Raw genomic sequence first — 15,454 nt, forward strand, 5'->3', positions numbered from 1 at the left:
CGATCATGCCCAGTTCGAGACGATTGACGCCCATCGACGCACGCAACACGTCGATGGTCATTGCCGACCAGATTCGCGACCGCATCATCGACGGGTCCTACGCCCCCGGGGAGCAGATCAACGAGGCCAACGTCGCCGCGGAACTCGAGATCTCGCGGGGACCGGTGCGGGAGGCGCTGCAGCGCCTCAATCAGGAGGGGCTGCTCGTCAGCTACCGAAATCGCGGCGTGTTCGTCGTCGAGCTGAGCAGTGAGGATGTCACCGAGATCTACGAATCCCGGGCGGCCATCGAGGTCGGCGCCGCGTGGACTCTGGTGCACGGGGATCGTGCGCGCCTGGTGTCGGCTGCCGACGAGCTCTCGGCCATCGTGATGCAGATGCAGCCGTTCATCGATCGGGCGGATTGGCGAGGTCTTGCCGAACGGGATCTGGCGTTTCACACCGCACTGGTCGCGGCGACGCGCAACAGCCGAATGTCGCGCATGTACGCCACGCTCGCTGCGGAGGCACGTATCTGCATGGCCAACCTCGAAACCGCGTACTACCGGCCCGAGGCGTTGGTGGAGGAACACCAGCTGATCGTCGACCTGTTGCTCGGATCGGATTGGGACGCACTGGAAAAGGGCGTGCACGAGCACATGGACACCGCCATCCACGACCTGACCCGTGCCATGGTCGAAGAGCAGGCCGAACACTCGGCACTGGCCACTCCTGGATAGTCGCCGGTTCGGCAACACAGCATTTACATCCGAAGTCTTGCGAACCTCTCACGCCAGCGCCTAGCCTGATTGTCAACAATCTACTAAACCGACCTCATTGAAGGGGGTGCCCGTGAACGACTCACCCGACGCCGCCTACGTCACCGCACTCGGACCCGACGAGACCACAGGACGGGCCGCTCCCGGCCTCGCTCGGTACCCCGATGTTCCGAACAGCACGCCGATCACGTTCACCGACGAGGAGTACGCCTTCCGGCTCGCTGCCGTCCGCGAGCGGATGGCAGCGCAGAACCTCACCGCGCTCATCGTCACCGATCCCGCGAACCTCTACTACCTGCTCGGATACAACGCGCTCTCGTTCTACACCCCGCAGATGCTGTACGTGCCCCTCGAGGGAGAGATGTACTTCTTCGCCCGCGAGATGGACGCCAACGGCGCGTTCCGCACGTCGTGGCTGCCGCAGGATCGGACGTTCGGCTATCCCGAAACGTTCGTGCAGCGCAAGGACACGCACCCGTTCGTCTGGGTCGCCGCGAAACTGCGCGAACTGGGGTTGGTGAACAACTTCGAGCACGGCCAGGTGGGGCTGGAGATGGACTCGTACTACTTCAGTCCCAAGGCTTTCGAGGCACTGGTGAAGTCGCTGCCCGAATATCGCTTCACCGACTCCTACGAGCTCATCAACTGGGTGCGCGTGGTCAAATCGCCCGCGGAGATCGCCCTGATGCGCGGCGCCGCGAAAGTCTGCGAATCGGCGATGTCGGCTGCATACCAATCGATCTCGGTCGGTGAACGGCAGTGCGACGCGGCCGCGGCCATCATGAACGCACAGGTACGCGGCACCGAGGAGTTCGGCGGCGACCATCCGGCCATCGTCCCGATGCTGCCCACCGGTGCCGGAGCCGACACCCCACATCTGACCTGGTCGCATCAACCCTTCCTGCGCGGCGAGACCACCGTCGTCGAACTGGCCGGAGTGTTTCGGCGCTACCACATCCCGATGGCCCGCACGATCGTGCTCGGAAAGCCGAGTCCGCGTATGGATTACCTCGCCAAGTCCACCGGAGAAGCACTGAACGACGTGCTCGCGACCGTGCAGGCAGGCGTCACCGCGACCGAACTGGCCCAGGTATGGAACACGAGCCTGGCCAAGCACGGACTGCACAAACCGTCGCGCATCGGCTACTCGATCGGCATCGCCTACGCACCCGACTGGGGTGAGCGCACCGTGAGCCTACGCACCGACGACGACACGGTGCTCGCCGAGAACATGACCTTCCACATCATCGGCGGAATGTGGATGGACGACTACGGATACGAGGTATCCGAGGCCGTTCGCGTCACCGAAACCGGCCTCGAAACCTTCACCGCGTACCCCCGAGAACTACTGACGAAGGAGTGAGCATGACCGCATCAACGAAGGGTCGTTCCGCAGGCTCCACTCCTGCCACGAAGGGTCGTTCCGCAGGCTCCACTCCTGCCACCCAAAGTCGTTCCGCAGGCTCCACTCCTGCCATTCCCTGGGCCCTGCGGACCGACAAACTGGTGGGATCGGTGATCGATTCCTCGACATCGCTCCTCGCTGCACAGAAGCACGACATCGTCAGATTCGCCATGGGATCTCCTGCAGCCGAGACCGTTCCGGCCGCTGCGTTCACCGAGATCGCCGGCAGCGTACTGACTGCCGACGCGTTCGACTACGGTGCCACCGAGGGCGATCCCGGCTTGCTCGACGCGTTGCTCTCGTACCTCGATTCGGTCGGCGAGCCCACGTCCGAGGAGCGAGTGGTGATCACTTCCGGCGGAATGCAGGGGCTCGACATCGCGTGCAAGCTGTTCGTCGATCCGGGCGACCTGGTGATCGTCGAAAGTCCCACGTACACCAACGGAACCGCCACCGTGCTCAGCTACGGAGGCGACATTCTCGAGGCCCCGATGGACAGTGACGGCCTCATCGTCGAGGCATTGCCGGAGCTCGTCGAGCGTGCTGGTCGAGTGCCGAAGATGATCTACGTGATCCCCAACTTCCAGAACCCGTCCGGGGTCACCCTGTCGCTCGAGCGCCGACAGCTGCTGATCGAGCTGGCGCACCGGTGGGGATCGGTGATTCTCGACGACGATCCGTACGGCCTGCTCCGCTTCTCGGGTGATCCGATTCCCAGTTTCGGCACGCTCAGTCCCAACGACCCGTTGATCTTCTCTGTGCGGACCTTCTCCAAGATGATCGCCCCAGGCCTGCGCGTGGGGTGGGTGGACGCCGCCCCGGAGGCACGGCAGTTGATCGTCAACGCCAAGCAGGCCATGGACACGTGCACCAACCTGCCCGGTCAGCGGATGGTGGCCGAGTACATCCGGCGCGGCCTGCTCGACGAGCATCTTCGATCGTTGGCCTCGGTGTACCTGCCCCGCAAGGTCGCGATGCAGAACAGCATCGACAAGTACTTCGGCGAGTCGATGTCCACGACGGACCCCGAGGGAGGGTTCTTTCTCTGGGCGACGTTGCGCGGCAACGACGTCGACTTCTCGACGCAGGACCTGTTCGAGACGGCACTGGCAGAGGGTGTGGCCTACATACCCGGGCCGGCGTTGTCGGTGGGTGGGAAATTCCACGATTCGCTGCGGCTGTGCTTCGCCTCGTCCACGCCCGAACGCATCGACGAGGGAATCAGACGGCTGGCGGCAGCGGTGGACAAGTCGAAGCACCTGCTCGCCTCCGATCCCACCCGATGACCGTTTCGACTTCCGAGGGCGCTCTTCTCCGTTCGATCGACGAGCACGAGATCGTCTCTCTGACTACGGCATTGATCGACGCCGGCGGCGAGAACCCCGGCGACACCGAGGAGAAGACTGCGAAGGTGCTCGCCGAGCACTGTCGCGCACTGGGATTCGACGTTCGGACCGTCGAGGTGGCTCCGGGGCGACCCAACGTCATCGTGTCCATCGGATCCGACGAGCGGCCGGGAGTCCTGTTCGTCGGCCACTCGGACGTGGTTCCCGCGGGTACGGGCTGGACCACCGATCCGTTCTCCGCAGTCGTTCGAGACGGCCGAATCTTCGGCCGCGGGGCCTGCGACATGAAAGGCGGCCTGGCCGCAGTGGTCGCGGCGATGACGGCAGTGCACCGTGCCGGTCTCGCGGACGAGTATCCGATGACCTTGGCGTGTCTGGTCGACGAGGAGGACACCGGTCTCGGTATCCGAGCATTCGTCGCCGCGCTTCCGCACCGGAAGTACAGCTGCTGCGTGGTGGCAGAGCCGACGGACCTGGTCACCATCGTCGGATGCCGAGGGGCGGCAAATCTGGAGATCGAGGTGCGTGGCCGTTCCGCGCATGCTGGGCAGCCACGTAACGGGGCCAACGCGATTTCCGCGGCAGCGCGCATCATCGGGATCATCGAGGGCTCCCAGGCCGAGCTGGATGCCAATCCCGACCGCGATCTGGGTCCGGCCACGTGGAATGTGGGGACGATAACCGGAGGCACCGGCACCTCGATGGTCGCCGATCGCTGCGTGCTCACCGTCGACCGCCGTCTGGTACCGGGAGAGAGCGCTGCCGGTGTCGTCGGCGACCTGCGATCGCGCATCGAATCGGCCGGGGTGACCGGCCGCGACATCGACGTTCGCATCGGAATCGCGATGGAGATGCCGGGTTTTCTGACCAGCGTGAGCGACGGATTGGTCACCACCGCAGTGCAATCGGTCCTCGACACCGGATCTGGACGTTCGACTGACATCTGGACCGCATCGTGCGATGGTGGTTTCGTGGCACAACAGATGGGTATCAAGACCGTCGTGCTCGGTCCGGGGGAGATCGAAAGCCAAGCACATCGGCCGGATGAGTCCGTCGCCGTGCAGCAATTGACCGACAGCGCAAGGGCGTACGCGTTGATCGCCACCAGAATTGCTGCGCTACCAGCGCTTTAGCGTTGCACGAGGGGGTGGGCCGAACCGTATGTTCCGCATCGTCGTAATGTCGAACGCTGCGAAGTACCACACCGACGCTCCACTTTGACCACAAAAGCGAGAGGTATTTCGACCGTGACCGAAAAATCAGGGTCGGCAGCATCGCCGACCGGATATCCCCCGAGCACCGACACTCTGAGCCCGGACGAGACCAAGGTTCTGCATCGCGCCATCGGCGGATCCGCGCTCGGTAACGCCGTCGAGTGGTTCGACTACGCGGTGTACGGCTATCTGGCCGTGTACATCGCCGCCAACTTCTTCCCGTCCGAGGACGGGGGAGCGAGTCTGCTCTCCACGTTCGCCGTGCTGGCCGCGTCGTTCATCATCCGCCCCATCGGCGGCATCGTGCTCGGCCCACTCGGAGACCGCATCGGACGCCAGAAGGTCTTGGTTCTGACCGTCTCGATGATGACGTTGGCCACGGCGACCATCGGCGTGCTGCCGACGTTCGACACCATCGGCATCGCCGCACCTCTGCTGCTGCTCGTCTGCCGATTGGTGCAGGGCTTCTCCACCGGTGGTGAATACGGCGGCGCAGCTGTGTTCATGGCCGAATACGCGCCGGACAAGCGCCGCGGATTCTTCGGATCGTTCCTCGAATTCGGCACCCTCGCAGGAACCGTGGGCGGTGCCACCCTGTGCACCCTGCTCAACGTCGCGCTCGGCGACGAGACGATGGAGGCGTGGGGCTGGCGAATCCCGTTCCTGGTGACTCTGCCGCTCGGCATCGTCGCACTGTGGTTGCGTACCCGGCTCGAGGATTCTCCCGTGTTCGCCGAGGCCAAGGAAGACGGCGGTACGGTCGAGGAAGGCGCAGGTGGGGCCATGGCCTCGCTCAAGACCACGATGACGTACTGGCAGCGGATCCTGATCCTGATGGGATTCGTGCTGCTGCTCAACATCGCCTACTACACGGTGCTGACGTTCTTGCCCTCGTATCTCAGTGACACGTTGGGGCACAGCACGACTCAGTCCAACTTCACCCTCGTGGCGATCATGATCATCATGATGGCGATCATCAACCCCATCGGTGCGCTGTCCGACCGAGTGGGCCGAAAGCCGTTGCTGCTGGCGGCCTGCATCGGGTACTTCGTGTTCAGCGTTCCGCTGTTCCTGCTGATCATCAACACCGGACTGATCGGCCAGAGCGTCGGCCTGCTCGGTCTCGGAGTGTTGCTGGTGATCATGTGCTCCTGTGTGTCGTCGACCCTGCCAGCACTGTTCCCGACTCAGGTGCGTTACGGGGCGTTCGCCATCGGGTACAACGTCTCGACGGCGCTCTTCGGCGGTACGGCTCCGCTGATCCTGACGTTCCTGATCGACCGAACCGGATCGAACCTGGTCCCGGGTTGGTACATGATGATCGCGGCTGCCATCGCCTTCGTGCCGATTCTGCTGATGCCGGAAACCGCCGGCCGCTCGTTGCGCGGAACCCAGTGCCCCGGTGACAACGACGACGAGGTGGCCGCGTCCGGCGTCGAACTCGTCGGATACAAGAAGAAGTAGTGGCACCTGTTCTCGTCGTTCTGCACGCCGGCGACCTTCCCGACGGTCTCGACTCCGTCGAGGAGGTCGCCGACGTCCGGTACGCCACCGCCGACACCCTCGGTGATGCGGTCGACGGGGCCGACACGCTGCTGCTGTGGGACTTCTTCTCTCCCGCAGTCCGATCCGCGTGGCCCCGCTGCGGCTCGCTGACATGGATACACATCGCCGCGGCAGGCGTCGACTCGTTGATGTTCGACGAGTTGGTCGATTCCAATGTGACCGTGACCAATTCGCGGGGCGTGTTCGATCGACCGATCGCGGAGTTCGTGCTGGCCCAGATCCTCGCGTTCGCCAAGGACTCCGAACGCTCGCGCGCACTACAGCAATCGAAGGTCTGGCAGCACCGCGAGACCGAACGAATCGACGGTGCCCACGCGATGATCGTGGGAACAGGAGCGATCGGTCGGGCCATCGCCACCCTGCTCACTGCAGTGGGGATGTCGGTCTCGGGCGTGGGGCGAACAGCGAGAGAGGGTGATCGCGACTTCGGAACCGTGTACGCCAGCGACGACTTGGGTGCCGTGGCAGCACGAGCCGACTATCTGGTGCTCGTCGCGCCACTCACCGAACAGACGAGGGGACTTGTCGACGACGCGGTGTTGGCCGCGATGACGCCCGGATCCCGGGTGATCAACGTAGGCCGCGGAGAGTTGCTCGATACCGATGCACTGCTGGCACACCTTGCCACCGGGCATATCGCTGGGGCCGCACTCGATGTGTTCGACACCGAGCCGCTCTCGGCCGACCACCCGTTGTGGACGGCCGAGAACGTCATCGTCACCCCGCACATGAGCGGTGATGCCTCGGGGTGGAAGCAGCGGCTCGCAGAGTTGTTCGTGGACAACGCACTTCGGCATTTTCGAGGCGAACCGCTGCGCAACGTGGTGGACAAGAAGCTCGGGTTCGTGGTGTGAGCCCTCAGTAGGCCCGCTCGTACTGCGGTGCCACGGCCGGGAGCATCTCGACGCCGAGTTCGCGAGCTGCGCGCCGCGGCCAGTACGGATCACGCAGCAGTTCGCGTGCCAGCAGTACAGCCGTTGCCTCGCCCAGCGAGACGATGTCCTCGGCCTGCTTGGGTTCGGTGATCATGCCGACCGCAGCGGCCGGCATCGTGGTCTCGTTCTGGATTCGCCGGGCGAACGGAACCTGGTAACCGGGACCGACCGGGATCTTGGCGTGCACGTTGCCTCCAGTGGAGGTGTCGACCAGATCCACCCCGTGCTCGGTGAGTATCTGCGACAACGCGACAGTCTGATCCGACGTCCAGCTCGCGGCCTCCAATTCGGCTGAATGCTCACTGTTCTCGGGCTCGTCGAGCCAGTCCGTGGCCGACAGCCGGACGAACAGCGGCAGCTCTTCCGGCCACACCTCACGCACGGCGTCGACGACCTCGATCAGCAGACGCGTGCGGCCCGCGAAATCTCCGCCGTACGAGTCGGTACGGGTGTTGCTGGCAGGAGAGAGGAACTGGTGCAGCAGGTATCCGTGCGCGCCGTGCACTTCGGCCACCTGGAATCCTGCTCTCAGCGCACGCTGGGCGGCGGTCCGAAAGTCGTCGACGATCTTCGCGATGTCCTCGGTCGTCGCCTCCCGCGGGCTCGCGTAGTCACCGAACGCAACCTGGCTGGGGCCGACGGTCTCCCAACTTCGGGGGTCCTCGGCCGGCAAGGACTTGCCACCCACCCAGGGAGCAGCGGTCGACGCCTTGCGCCCCGCGTGTGCCAGCTGAATGCCCGGGACGGTTCCGAAGGACGAGATCTCGGTGACGATTTTTGCCAATGCATCGGCCTGGGTGTCGTTCCAGATGCCCAGGTCCGACGGGCTGATGCGCCCCTCGGGGCTCACGGCGGCGGCTTCGGTGATGATCAGACCGGCACCGCCGATCGCCCGGCTCACCAGGTGGGTGCGGTGCCAGTCGCCCGCGACGCCGACGTTGTCACCCGCCTCGTCGGCCGAGTACTGGCACATCGGTGCCATCCACACCCGGTTCGGGAAGGTGACGTTGCGCAGGGTCAGGGGCTCGAACAGCACACTCACGAGGGGTTCCTCCGGTCTTCGGGCAGCGCCGACGTTCGGTCGACGATCTTCACGCTGTGCTGCAACGACGCGGCGATGCAGCTTCATTCCCGGCCCCTATTAGTGTGTAGTTCATGACAGCTTCCGTCTCGGCCGAACCGGTGACCAGCACTGCCGACGAGCGAGAGAACGTGCACGCCTCAGCACGCCGAGCGCGCTCCGCATCGCGGGCGCTCGCGCTGCTGACGACCGCAGAGAAGGACGCGGTGCTGCACGCTGCGGCAGATGCCGTCGTCGCTGCCTCGGAGTCGGTACTCGCCGCGAACGCAGTCGACATCGAGAACGCGCGAGCGGCCGGTACCGATGAGGGTCTGCTCGACCGGCTGCGGCTGACCGCGTCGCGCATCGACGGCATCGCGGCGGGACTGCGTCAGGTGGCCGGGTTGCCGGATCCGATCGGCGAGATCGTCCGCGGTTCGACGCTGCCCAACGGGCTGGAGATTCGTCAGCTGAGAGTTCCCCTCGGTGTGGTGGGGATGGTCTACGAGGCCCGGCCCAACGTCACCGTCGACGCGTTCGGCCTCGCGTTCAAATCCGGCAACGCGGTGCTGCTCCGCGGTTCGTCGTCGGCGGCGCAGTCCAATGCGGCGTTGGTCGAGGCACTGCAGGGAGCGTTGCGCGGTCACGGTCTGCCCGAGGCCGCGGTGCAACTTCTGGGAAGCGCCGATCGTGCCACGGTGACCCACCTCATCCAGGCTCGCGGCTTGGTCGACGTGGTGATTCCGCGTGGTGGAGCCGGTCTGATCGCGGCGGTCGTGCGCGATGCCACGGTTCCGACCATCGAGACCGGCGTCGGAAACTGCCATGTCTACATCCACGCCTCTGCCGATCCGGAGACGGCCGAGAAGATCGTGCTCAACGCCAAGACTCGGCGAGTCAGCGTCTGCAACGCCGCCGAGACAGTGTTGGTCGATGCCGCGATCGCCGAGACCATGGTTCCGCGCTTGCTCCAGGCCTTCCAGATGCACAGCGTCACGGTGCACGGGGATCTGCCCGGGCTCGTGCCTGCGCACGACGAGGACTGGTCGCAGGAGTACCTCTCACTCGACATCGCGCTGAAGGTGGTGGGCGGTATCGACGAGGCGATCGAGCACATCGACCGATACGGCACCGGCCACACCGAGGCGATCGTCGCTGCCGACATCGGTGCCGCGCGCGAGTTCACCCAGCGGGTCGACGCGGCGGCGGTGATGGTCAACGCCTCCACGGCGTTCACCGACGGCGAGCAGTTCGGCTTCGGGGCCGAGATCGGCATCTCGACGCAGAAGCTGCACGCGCGTGGACCCATGGGATTGCCCGAATTGACCTCGACCAAGTGGACCGTGTGGGGCGACGGACACGTCCGAGACTGACAACCCTCGAAGTACCGGCCAGACCCGATCATCAGGAGCTGTGACATGGATCGTGCCCTACCGACGACACCCCCGCTGTTCGCCAGCGTGGACGACGTCCAGAGGCGCCTGGCCGAGACGGGCTATCTGGCCGACAAGGCCACTGCCACCTCGGTGTTTCTCGCCGATCGCCTCGGCAAACCGCTGCTGATCGAAGGTCCGGCGGGAGTCGGCAAGACCGAGCTGGCCCGTGCCGTCGCGCAGACGACCGGGGCCGAACTGGTGCGGCTGCAGTGCTACGAGGGTGTCGACGAGGCTCGCGCGCTGTACGAGTGGAACCACGCCAAGCAGATTCTGCGCATCCAATCCGGTACCGCAGCCGACTGGGACTCGACCAAGCTGGACGTGTTCTCCGAGGAGTTCCTGCTTGCGCGCCCGCTTCTGCAAGCCATTCGCCGGACCGATCCCACGGTTCTGCTCATCGACGAGACCGACAAGGCCGACGTCGAGATCGAAGGACTGCTGCTCGAGGTACTGAGCGACTTCGCGATCACCATTCCCGAACTCGGCACGATCGTGGCCGTGCGGACGCCGTTCGTGGTACTCACCTCCAACGCCACCCGTGAACTGTCCGAGGCCCTCAAGCGTCGGTGCCTGTTCCTGCACCTCGACTTTCCGGACGCCGACCTCGAGCGCCGGATTCTGGCCAGCAGGGTTCCCGACCTACCCGAGGCGATCGCCGAACAGATGATCAAGACCGTGCGGGTACTGCGCGCGATGCAGCTCAAGAAGTTGCCCTCGGTGGCCGAGACCATCGACTGGGGACGCACACTGTTGGCGCTCGGTATGGATACCCTCGACGACGAAGCGGTTCGCTCCACACTCGGTGTGGTGCTCAAGCATCAGTCGGACCAGGTTCGTGCGGCAGCCGAACTCCGGCTCAACTGACATGCAGGCCCCACACGGAATTCCCGGTCACCTCGTCGGTTTCGTCGACGCACTGCGTCGGCGTGGAATTTCGGTCGGGCCGTCGGAGACGGTCGATGCCGGACGCGTCCTGTCGGTTCTCGATCTGCTCGATCGGGAGGCCGTGCGCGAGGGTCTGGCCTGTGCACTGCTGCGCCGTCCGACGCACCGCGGAGTGTTCGACGCCCTGTTCGACCTGTGGTTTCCGGTGGCATCGGGTACCAGGGACTCGGGGCAGATCGATACCGCCCTGCCCCGCACCGATGCCGGCGACGTCGACATCGATGCTCTCCGCGAGCTGTTGGTCGATCTGCTCTCGGACGATTCGGCCGAGGCCGCCGAGTTGACCCAGATGCTGGCGGCGCAGATGGTCGAGGAACTCGGACAGTACAAGTCCTCGAACGGGCCGTCGTTCTCGGCATATCAGGCGCTGCGCGACGTAGCGCCCGAAACGTTGCTGCGCAAGATTCTCGACGGATTGCTCGGGCGCAGCGACGACGCACCTGATCGCCCCACCGACGACTACGAGTCCGAGGTTGCCAAACGCACTGCAGCGCAACGCATCGCAGACCTCCGCAAGATGATCGAGAGCGAGACGAGGCGTCGGTCGGCAGAAAAGCTGGGCCGTGAGCGAGTGGCGAGCTACGGGGTGCCCAAGCTCGCGGAGGAAGTCGATTTCCTGCGGGCCTCGGACACGGAGATGGCGGCGCTGCGACGCAACGTCACCCCTCTCGCCCGGTTGTTGGCATCGCGACTTGCGGTGCGGCGCAGCCGAAGCAGGCACGGCTCGATCGATCTGCGGCGGACGCTGCGCAAGTCGATGTCCACCGGCGGTATTCCGATCGACCTGGTCGAGCGCAAGCCGCGGCGAGCGCGCCCCGAACTGGTTGTGCTGTGCGATGTCTCGGGCTCGGTGGCAGGATTCAGTAATTTCACGCTGCTGTTGGTGCATGCGCTGCGAGAGCAGTTCTCGCGCGTGCGCATCTTCGCGTTCATCGACTCCACCGACGAGGTGACGCGATTCTTCGATTCCGGTTCCGACCTCGGAGCGGCGATGAGTCGCATCGTTCGCGAGTCCGATCTGGTGACGTACGACGGCCACTCGGACTACGGCCATGCACTGACGACGTTCGACGAGAAGTACGCGCACGCGGTCACCAGTCGCAGCTCGGTGCTGATTCTCGGGGACGCCCGCACCAACTACCGCGAGCCGAAGCTGCCGGCGTTGGCGCACATCGTGTCGGTGGCCAAACATGCGTACTGGCTCAATCCCGAACCGAAATCGCAGTGGGGTTCCGGTGATTCGGCTGCCAAGGTGTATTCCGACGTGATCGCGATGCACGAGTGCCGATCGGCTCAGCAGCTCGCCACCGTTGTCTCGCGTTTGCTGCCGGTGTGAGGCGTGTGACGGCCGGCGGTACCCCGGCCGTAGAATCGGCGGTTGTGCAGCGCGAATCCGACCCCGGCGACGACACCGGTAGGCAGTCCGTCCGCCGTTTGGGCGTGATGGGCGGCACCTTCGACCCGATTCACCACGGGCACCTCGTCGCGGCCAGCGAAGTGGCGAACAAGTTCCGTCTGGACGAGGTCATCTTCGTCCCCACCGGAAACCCGTGGCAGAAGGAAGGCAAGACGGTCAGCCCGGCAGAGGATCGCTACCTGATGACGGTCATCGCGACCGCGTCCAATCCGCGTTTCTCGGTCAGTCGGGTGGACGTCGACCGGGAGAAGTCGACCTACACCGTCGACACCCTGCGCGATCTGCGGACGCAGCATCCCAACGCCGAGCTGTACTTCATCACCGGGGCGGATGCGCTCGAGTCGATCCTCACGTGGCAGAACTGGGAGGAGTTGTTCGAGCTCGCCAAGTTCGTCGGTGTCTCGCGTCCCGGGTTCGAGCTGGGCGTCGAACATCTCGCCAACCACCTTCGGTCGTTGCCCGCGGACACTCTCACATTGATGGAAATCCCTGCACTCGCGATATCGTCGACGGACTGTCGACTCCGCGCCGGTGAGAATCGGCCGGTCTGGTACCTGGTACCGGACGGCGTCGTGCAATACATCTCGAAGAGGAATCTCTACAGACCACGAGGCGCTCAGCGTCTCGACGGATCCGTCACCATGTCGGAACCAGCGCCCCAGAAGAAGCAACCGGCAGGGTCGGTCACCAGCGCAATGACCGCGAACCCGAGCCATACGAGTGGGAGTACACCGAAGTGACTGCAACAGCCGAAGCCGCCGAGATGGCGCGTATCGCCGCGCTCGCAGCCGACGACAAACTGGCCGGCGACGTGGTGATTCTCGACGTCTCCGATCAGCTCTACATCACCGATTGCTTCGTCATCGCCTCGGCACCGAACGAGCGTCAGGTCAACGCGATCGTGGAGAACATCGAGGATCAGCTGCGTGAGGCCGGACACAAGCCGGTCCGTCGCGAGGGCACCAGGGAAGGCCGTTGGGCACTGCTGGACTACTCCGACATCGTCGTGCACGTCCAGCACAACGAAGAGCGCAACTTCTACGCGCTCGAGCGGTTGTGGAAGGACTGCCCGACCATCGAGGTTCCCGGTCTCGGGCAGCATCCGGCTCCGGAATCGGAGCAATGATCAGACGGCTCATCCTGCTTCGGCACGGTCAGACGGAATACAACGCCACCGACCGCATGCAGGGTCAGCTCGACACCGATCTGTCCGAGCTCGGCCGCAGCCAGGCGAAGACGGCCGCCGCCGAGCTCGCGACGCGTGAGCCGATCAAGATCGTCTCCTCGGACCTGCGGCGAGCTCTCGACACCGCGAACGCGCTCGGAGAAGCAGCCGGGGTGGCGGTCTCGGTGGACGAGCGTCTGCGCGAAACCCACCTCGGTCAGTGGCAGGGACTCACCCACACCGAGGTCGACGACATCGCCCCCGGTGCGCGACCGGCCTGGCGCGCCGACGCCACCGTCGCCCCGCCCGGTGGGGAGAGCCGCATCGACGTCGCCCGACGCAGCGTGCCGCTGGTTCGTGAACTCGCCGCAAGCGTGCCCGAGTGGGGTGCCGACGGCAACGAGCGACCGCTCGTCCTCGTCGCGCACGGAGGTCTGATCGCGGCCCTGACCGCCGCGCTGCTCGATCTGCCGACCGATCGCTGGCCGGTGCTCGGTGGCCTCGCGAACACCAGCTGGGTGCAACTCGGTGCGCACGGGCCCGGGGAGAACCCGTCCTGGCGACTGGACGTGTGGAACGCCTCGGCGCGAGTGGCCAGTGACGTCCTCTGACACGGCGGCGCAGCCCGCGCTGCTCGTGCTCGCGGACTCGCTGAGCTACTACGGACCCGAGGGCGGATTGCCCGTCGACGATCCGCGGCTCTGGCCCAATCTCGTTGCAGCGGAACTCGGTTGGACGGTCGAGTTGGTCGCGCGCATCGGCTGGACGAGTCGGGACGCGTGGTGGGCTCTGACCCAGGATCCGCGGGTGTGGGCAGCTATTCCCCGTGCCGGTGCCGTCGTACTCGGAATCGGCGGCATGGATTCACTCCCGTCGCCGTTGCCGACCGCGCTCCGGGAACAGATCAGATACGTCCGACCGCCTGCCCTGCGGCGCGTGGTTCGCGCGGGATACCAAGCGGTGCAACCTGTTCTGTCGCATCTCGGTTGGCCCGTGGCGCTGCCGCCGCGGCTCAGCGTCGAGTATCTGGAACAGACCCGCGCGGCACTGGCGTACGTGCGCCCCGAACTTCCGGTCATCGGTACCTATCCGTCGGTGCACCGCTGCGATGCCTACGGCAAGGTGCACTCGGGTCGCGAACCCGCCGTACGCGCACTGCGCGCATGGAGCGTGGACAAGAACGTCCTCATGGTCGACCTCGCCGACGCCGTCCGACCGAACATCGAGTCCGAGAACGCGAACCCCGACGGCATCCACTGGGGATGGGACGCACATGTCGCGGTCGCCGACGCGATGCTGGAGGTGCTGCGACCCGTCGCCGCCGGATCGGTGACCGGATCGCCATGACCGTCGCCGTCGTCACCGACTCCTCGTCCTGTCTGCCGGCCACACTCGCCGCCGAACGCGGTATTGCGTTGGTGCCACTGCACGTGCTGGTCGACGGAATCGACCATCGCGAAGGCGTAGACGACATTCCCGAGCAGTCCACCTCGGGCAAGCCCGTGACCACAGCGGGGGCTTCCCCGGGCGAGCTGACCGAGATCTATGCCGCGGCTCTCGAACGCAGTCGAGGTGCCGGTGTGGTGGCCCTGCACATATCCCGGGGACTGTCGAGCACGTGGGAGGCAGCACGCCAGGCCGCAGATCACGTGGGCTCGGCCGTCCGAGTCGTCGATTCCGCCTCGGCCGGCATGGGACTGGGCTTCGCGGTGCTCGCTGCGGCCGCGACGGCCGCCGGGGGAGCAGAACTGGACGAGGTGTACCGCGACGCCGTCGCCGCGTCGACGACCTCGCGATGCTTCATCGTCGTCGATCGACTCGACCACCTGCGACGTGGAGGCAGAATCGGTGCCGCCGCGGCGTTGCTCGGCACTGCGCTGGCCATGAAGCCGGTACTGCACATCAGCGACGGCAAACTCGTGTTGAAGGAGAAGGCGCGCACCTCGTCCAAGGCTTTGAACAAGCTGGTCGACGCAGCCGTCGCTGCCGCGACCGAGGTCGGTGACGAATCGGGGGTTGCGCTCGCGGTGCACCACATGCAGTGCCCGGAGCGAGCCGAGGACGTAGCCGCGATGCTGGCCTCCCGAATTCCGCACTCGACCAGCATCGACGTCTACCCCTTCGGTGCCGTTCTCGGCGCTCACGTCGGCCCCGGCGCGGTCGGTGTCGTCGTGGCTCCGGGACGCCGATAACCGGGCCCAGCCCTC

The 15,454-nt window shown here is 65.5% G+C and carries 15 protein-coding genes; 14 read left to right on the forward strand and 1 reads right to left on the reverse strand.

The annotated features are described in order from the left end of the window. The first annotated feature begins 5 nt into the window (after positions 1 to 5). The 6 genes from QM615_RS09660 to QM615_RS09685 all read left to right on the forward strand — a co-directional run bounded on the left by QM615_RS09660 (position 6) and on the right by QM615_RS09685 (position 7,143). Positions 6 to 719, forward strand: a complete 714-nt coding sequence (locus QM615_RS09660) for a GntR family transcriptional regulator (RefSeq protein WP_230596661.1) — start codon at positions 6 to 8, stop codon at positions 717 to 719. Positions 720 to 942: 223 nt separating this feature from the next. Next, positions 943 to 2,121 (forward strand): M24 family metallopeptidase, encoded by a 1,179-nt coding sequence (locus QM615_RS09665; protein WP_188078679.1) that lies wholly within the window; start codon positions 943 to 945, stop codon positions 2,119 to 2,121. Between the two features lie 2 nt (positions 2,122 to 2,123). Beyond that, positions 2,124 to 3,449 (forward strand): aminotransferase-like domain-containing protein, encoded by a 1,326-nt coding sequence (locus QM615_RS09670; protein ID WP_262498383.1) that lies wholly within the window; start codon positions 2,124 to 2,126, stop codon positions 3,447 to 3,449. After that, on the forward strand, positions 3,446 to 4,642 hold the full coding sequence (locus QM615_RS09675; RefSeq protein ID WP_149406226.1) for a M20 family metallopeptidase: 1,197 nt from the start codon (positions 3,446 to 3,448) through the stop codon (positions 4,640 to 4,642). Before QM615_RS09670 ends, QM615_RS09675 begins: the two co-directional genes overlap by 4 nt. 114 nt (positions 4,643 to 4,756) lie before the next feature. After that, positions 4,757 to 6,187, forward strand: a complete 1,431-nt coding sequence (locus tag QM615_RS09680; protein WP_231911481.1) for an MFS transporter — start codon at positions 4,757 to 4,759, stop codon at positions 6,185 to 6,187. Further along, the gene (locus QM615_RS09685; RefSeq protein WP_149406225.1) at positions 6,187 to 7,143 is read left to right on the forward strand and encodes a D-2-hydroxyacid dehydrogenase; all 957 of its coding nucleotides are present in this window, start codon (positions 6,187 to 6,189) and stop codon (positions 7,141 to 7,143) included. Before QM615_RS09680 ends, QM615_RS09685 begins: the two co-directional genes overlap by 1 nt. Before the next feature lie 4 nt (positions 7,144 to 7,147). Here the strand turns inward: QM615_RS09685 and QM615_RS09690 are convergent, their stop codons facing one another. Continuing rightward, complete coding sequence (locus QM615_RS09690; RefSeq protein ID WP_188078662.1) at positions 7,148 to 8,266, reverse strand: NADH:flavin oxidoreductase/NADH oxidase; 1,119 nt, start codon at positions 8,264 to 8,266, stop codon at positions 7,148 to 7,150. Positions 8,267 to 8,379: 113 nt separating this feature from the next. Here QM615_RS09690 and QM615_RS09695 point away from each other — a divergent pair, with 113 nt between their 5' ends. From QM615_RS09695 to QM615_RS09730, 8 genes are all read left to right on the forward strand, one after another. Further along, entirely contained in the window at positions 8,380 to 9,657 is a 1,278-nt protein-coding gene (locus QM615_RS09695) for a glutamate-5-semialdehyde dehydrogenase (RefSeq protein ID WP_149406224.1), read from the forward strand. Positions 9,658 to 9,702: 45 nt separating this feature from the next. Further along, positions 9,703 to 10,584, forward strand: a complete 882-nt coding sequence (locus tag QM615_RS09700) for an AAA family ATPase (RefSeq protein WP_149406223.1) — start codon at positions 9,703 to 9,705, stop codon at positions 10,582 to 10,584. Position 10,585: 1 nt separating this feature from the next. Continuing rightward, positions 10,586 to 12,001 (forward strand): vWA domain-containing protein, encoded by a 1,416-nt coding sequence (locus tag QM615_RS09705; protein WP_149406222.1) that lies wholly within the window; start codon positions 10,586 to 10,588, stop codon positions 11,999 to 12,001. Positions 12,002 to 12,108: 107 nt separating this feature from the next. Further along, positions 12,109 to 12,822, forward strand: coding sequence for a nicotinate-nucleotide adenylyltransferase (nadD, locus tag QM615_RS09710; protein WP_394855272.1), 714 nt, complete (start codon positions 12,109 to 12,111; stop codon positions 12,820 to 12,822). Continuing rightward, complete coding sequence (gene rsfS / locus QM615_RS09715) at positions 12,819 to 13,208, forward strand: ribosome silencing factor (protein WP_032394567.1); 390 nt, start codon at positions 12,819 to 12,821, stop codon at positions 13,206 to 13,208. The genes nadD and rsfS overlap by 4 nt, the downstream gene beginning before the upstream one ends. Then, positions 13,205 to 13,858 carry a histidine phosphatase family protein gene (locus QM615_RS09720; protein ID WP_149406220.1) on the forward strand — a complete coding sequence of 218 codons (654 nt, stop codon included), beginning with the start codon at positions 13,205 to 13,207 and terminating at the stop codon, positions 13,856 to 13,858. Before rsfS ends, QM615_RS09720 begins: the two co-directional genes overlap by 4 nt. Beyond that, positions 13,845 to 14,594, forward strand: coding sequence for a diglucosylglycerate octanoyltransferase (gene octT / locus QM615_RS09725; protein WP_149406219.1), 750 nt, complete (start codon positions 13,845 to 13,847; stop codon positions 14,592 to 14,594). The genes QM615_RS09720 and octT overlap by 14 nt, the downstream gene beginning before the upstream one ends. Further along, entirely contained in the window at positions 14,591 to 15,439 is an 849-nt protein-coding gene (locus QM615_RS09730; protein WP_094640205.1) for a DegV family protein, read from the forward strand. The genes octT and QM615_RS09730 overlap by 4 nt, the downstream gene beginning before the upstream one ends. Positions 15,440 to 15,454 lie beyond the last annotated feature (15 nt).

Origin of the sequence: Rhodococcus sp. IEGM 1341, assembly GCF_030056895.1 — a bacterium.
Classification (GTDB): domain Bacteria; phylum Actinomycetota; class Actinomycetes; order Mycobacteriales; family Mycobacteriaceae; genus Rhodococcoides.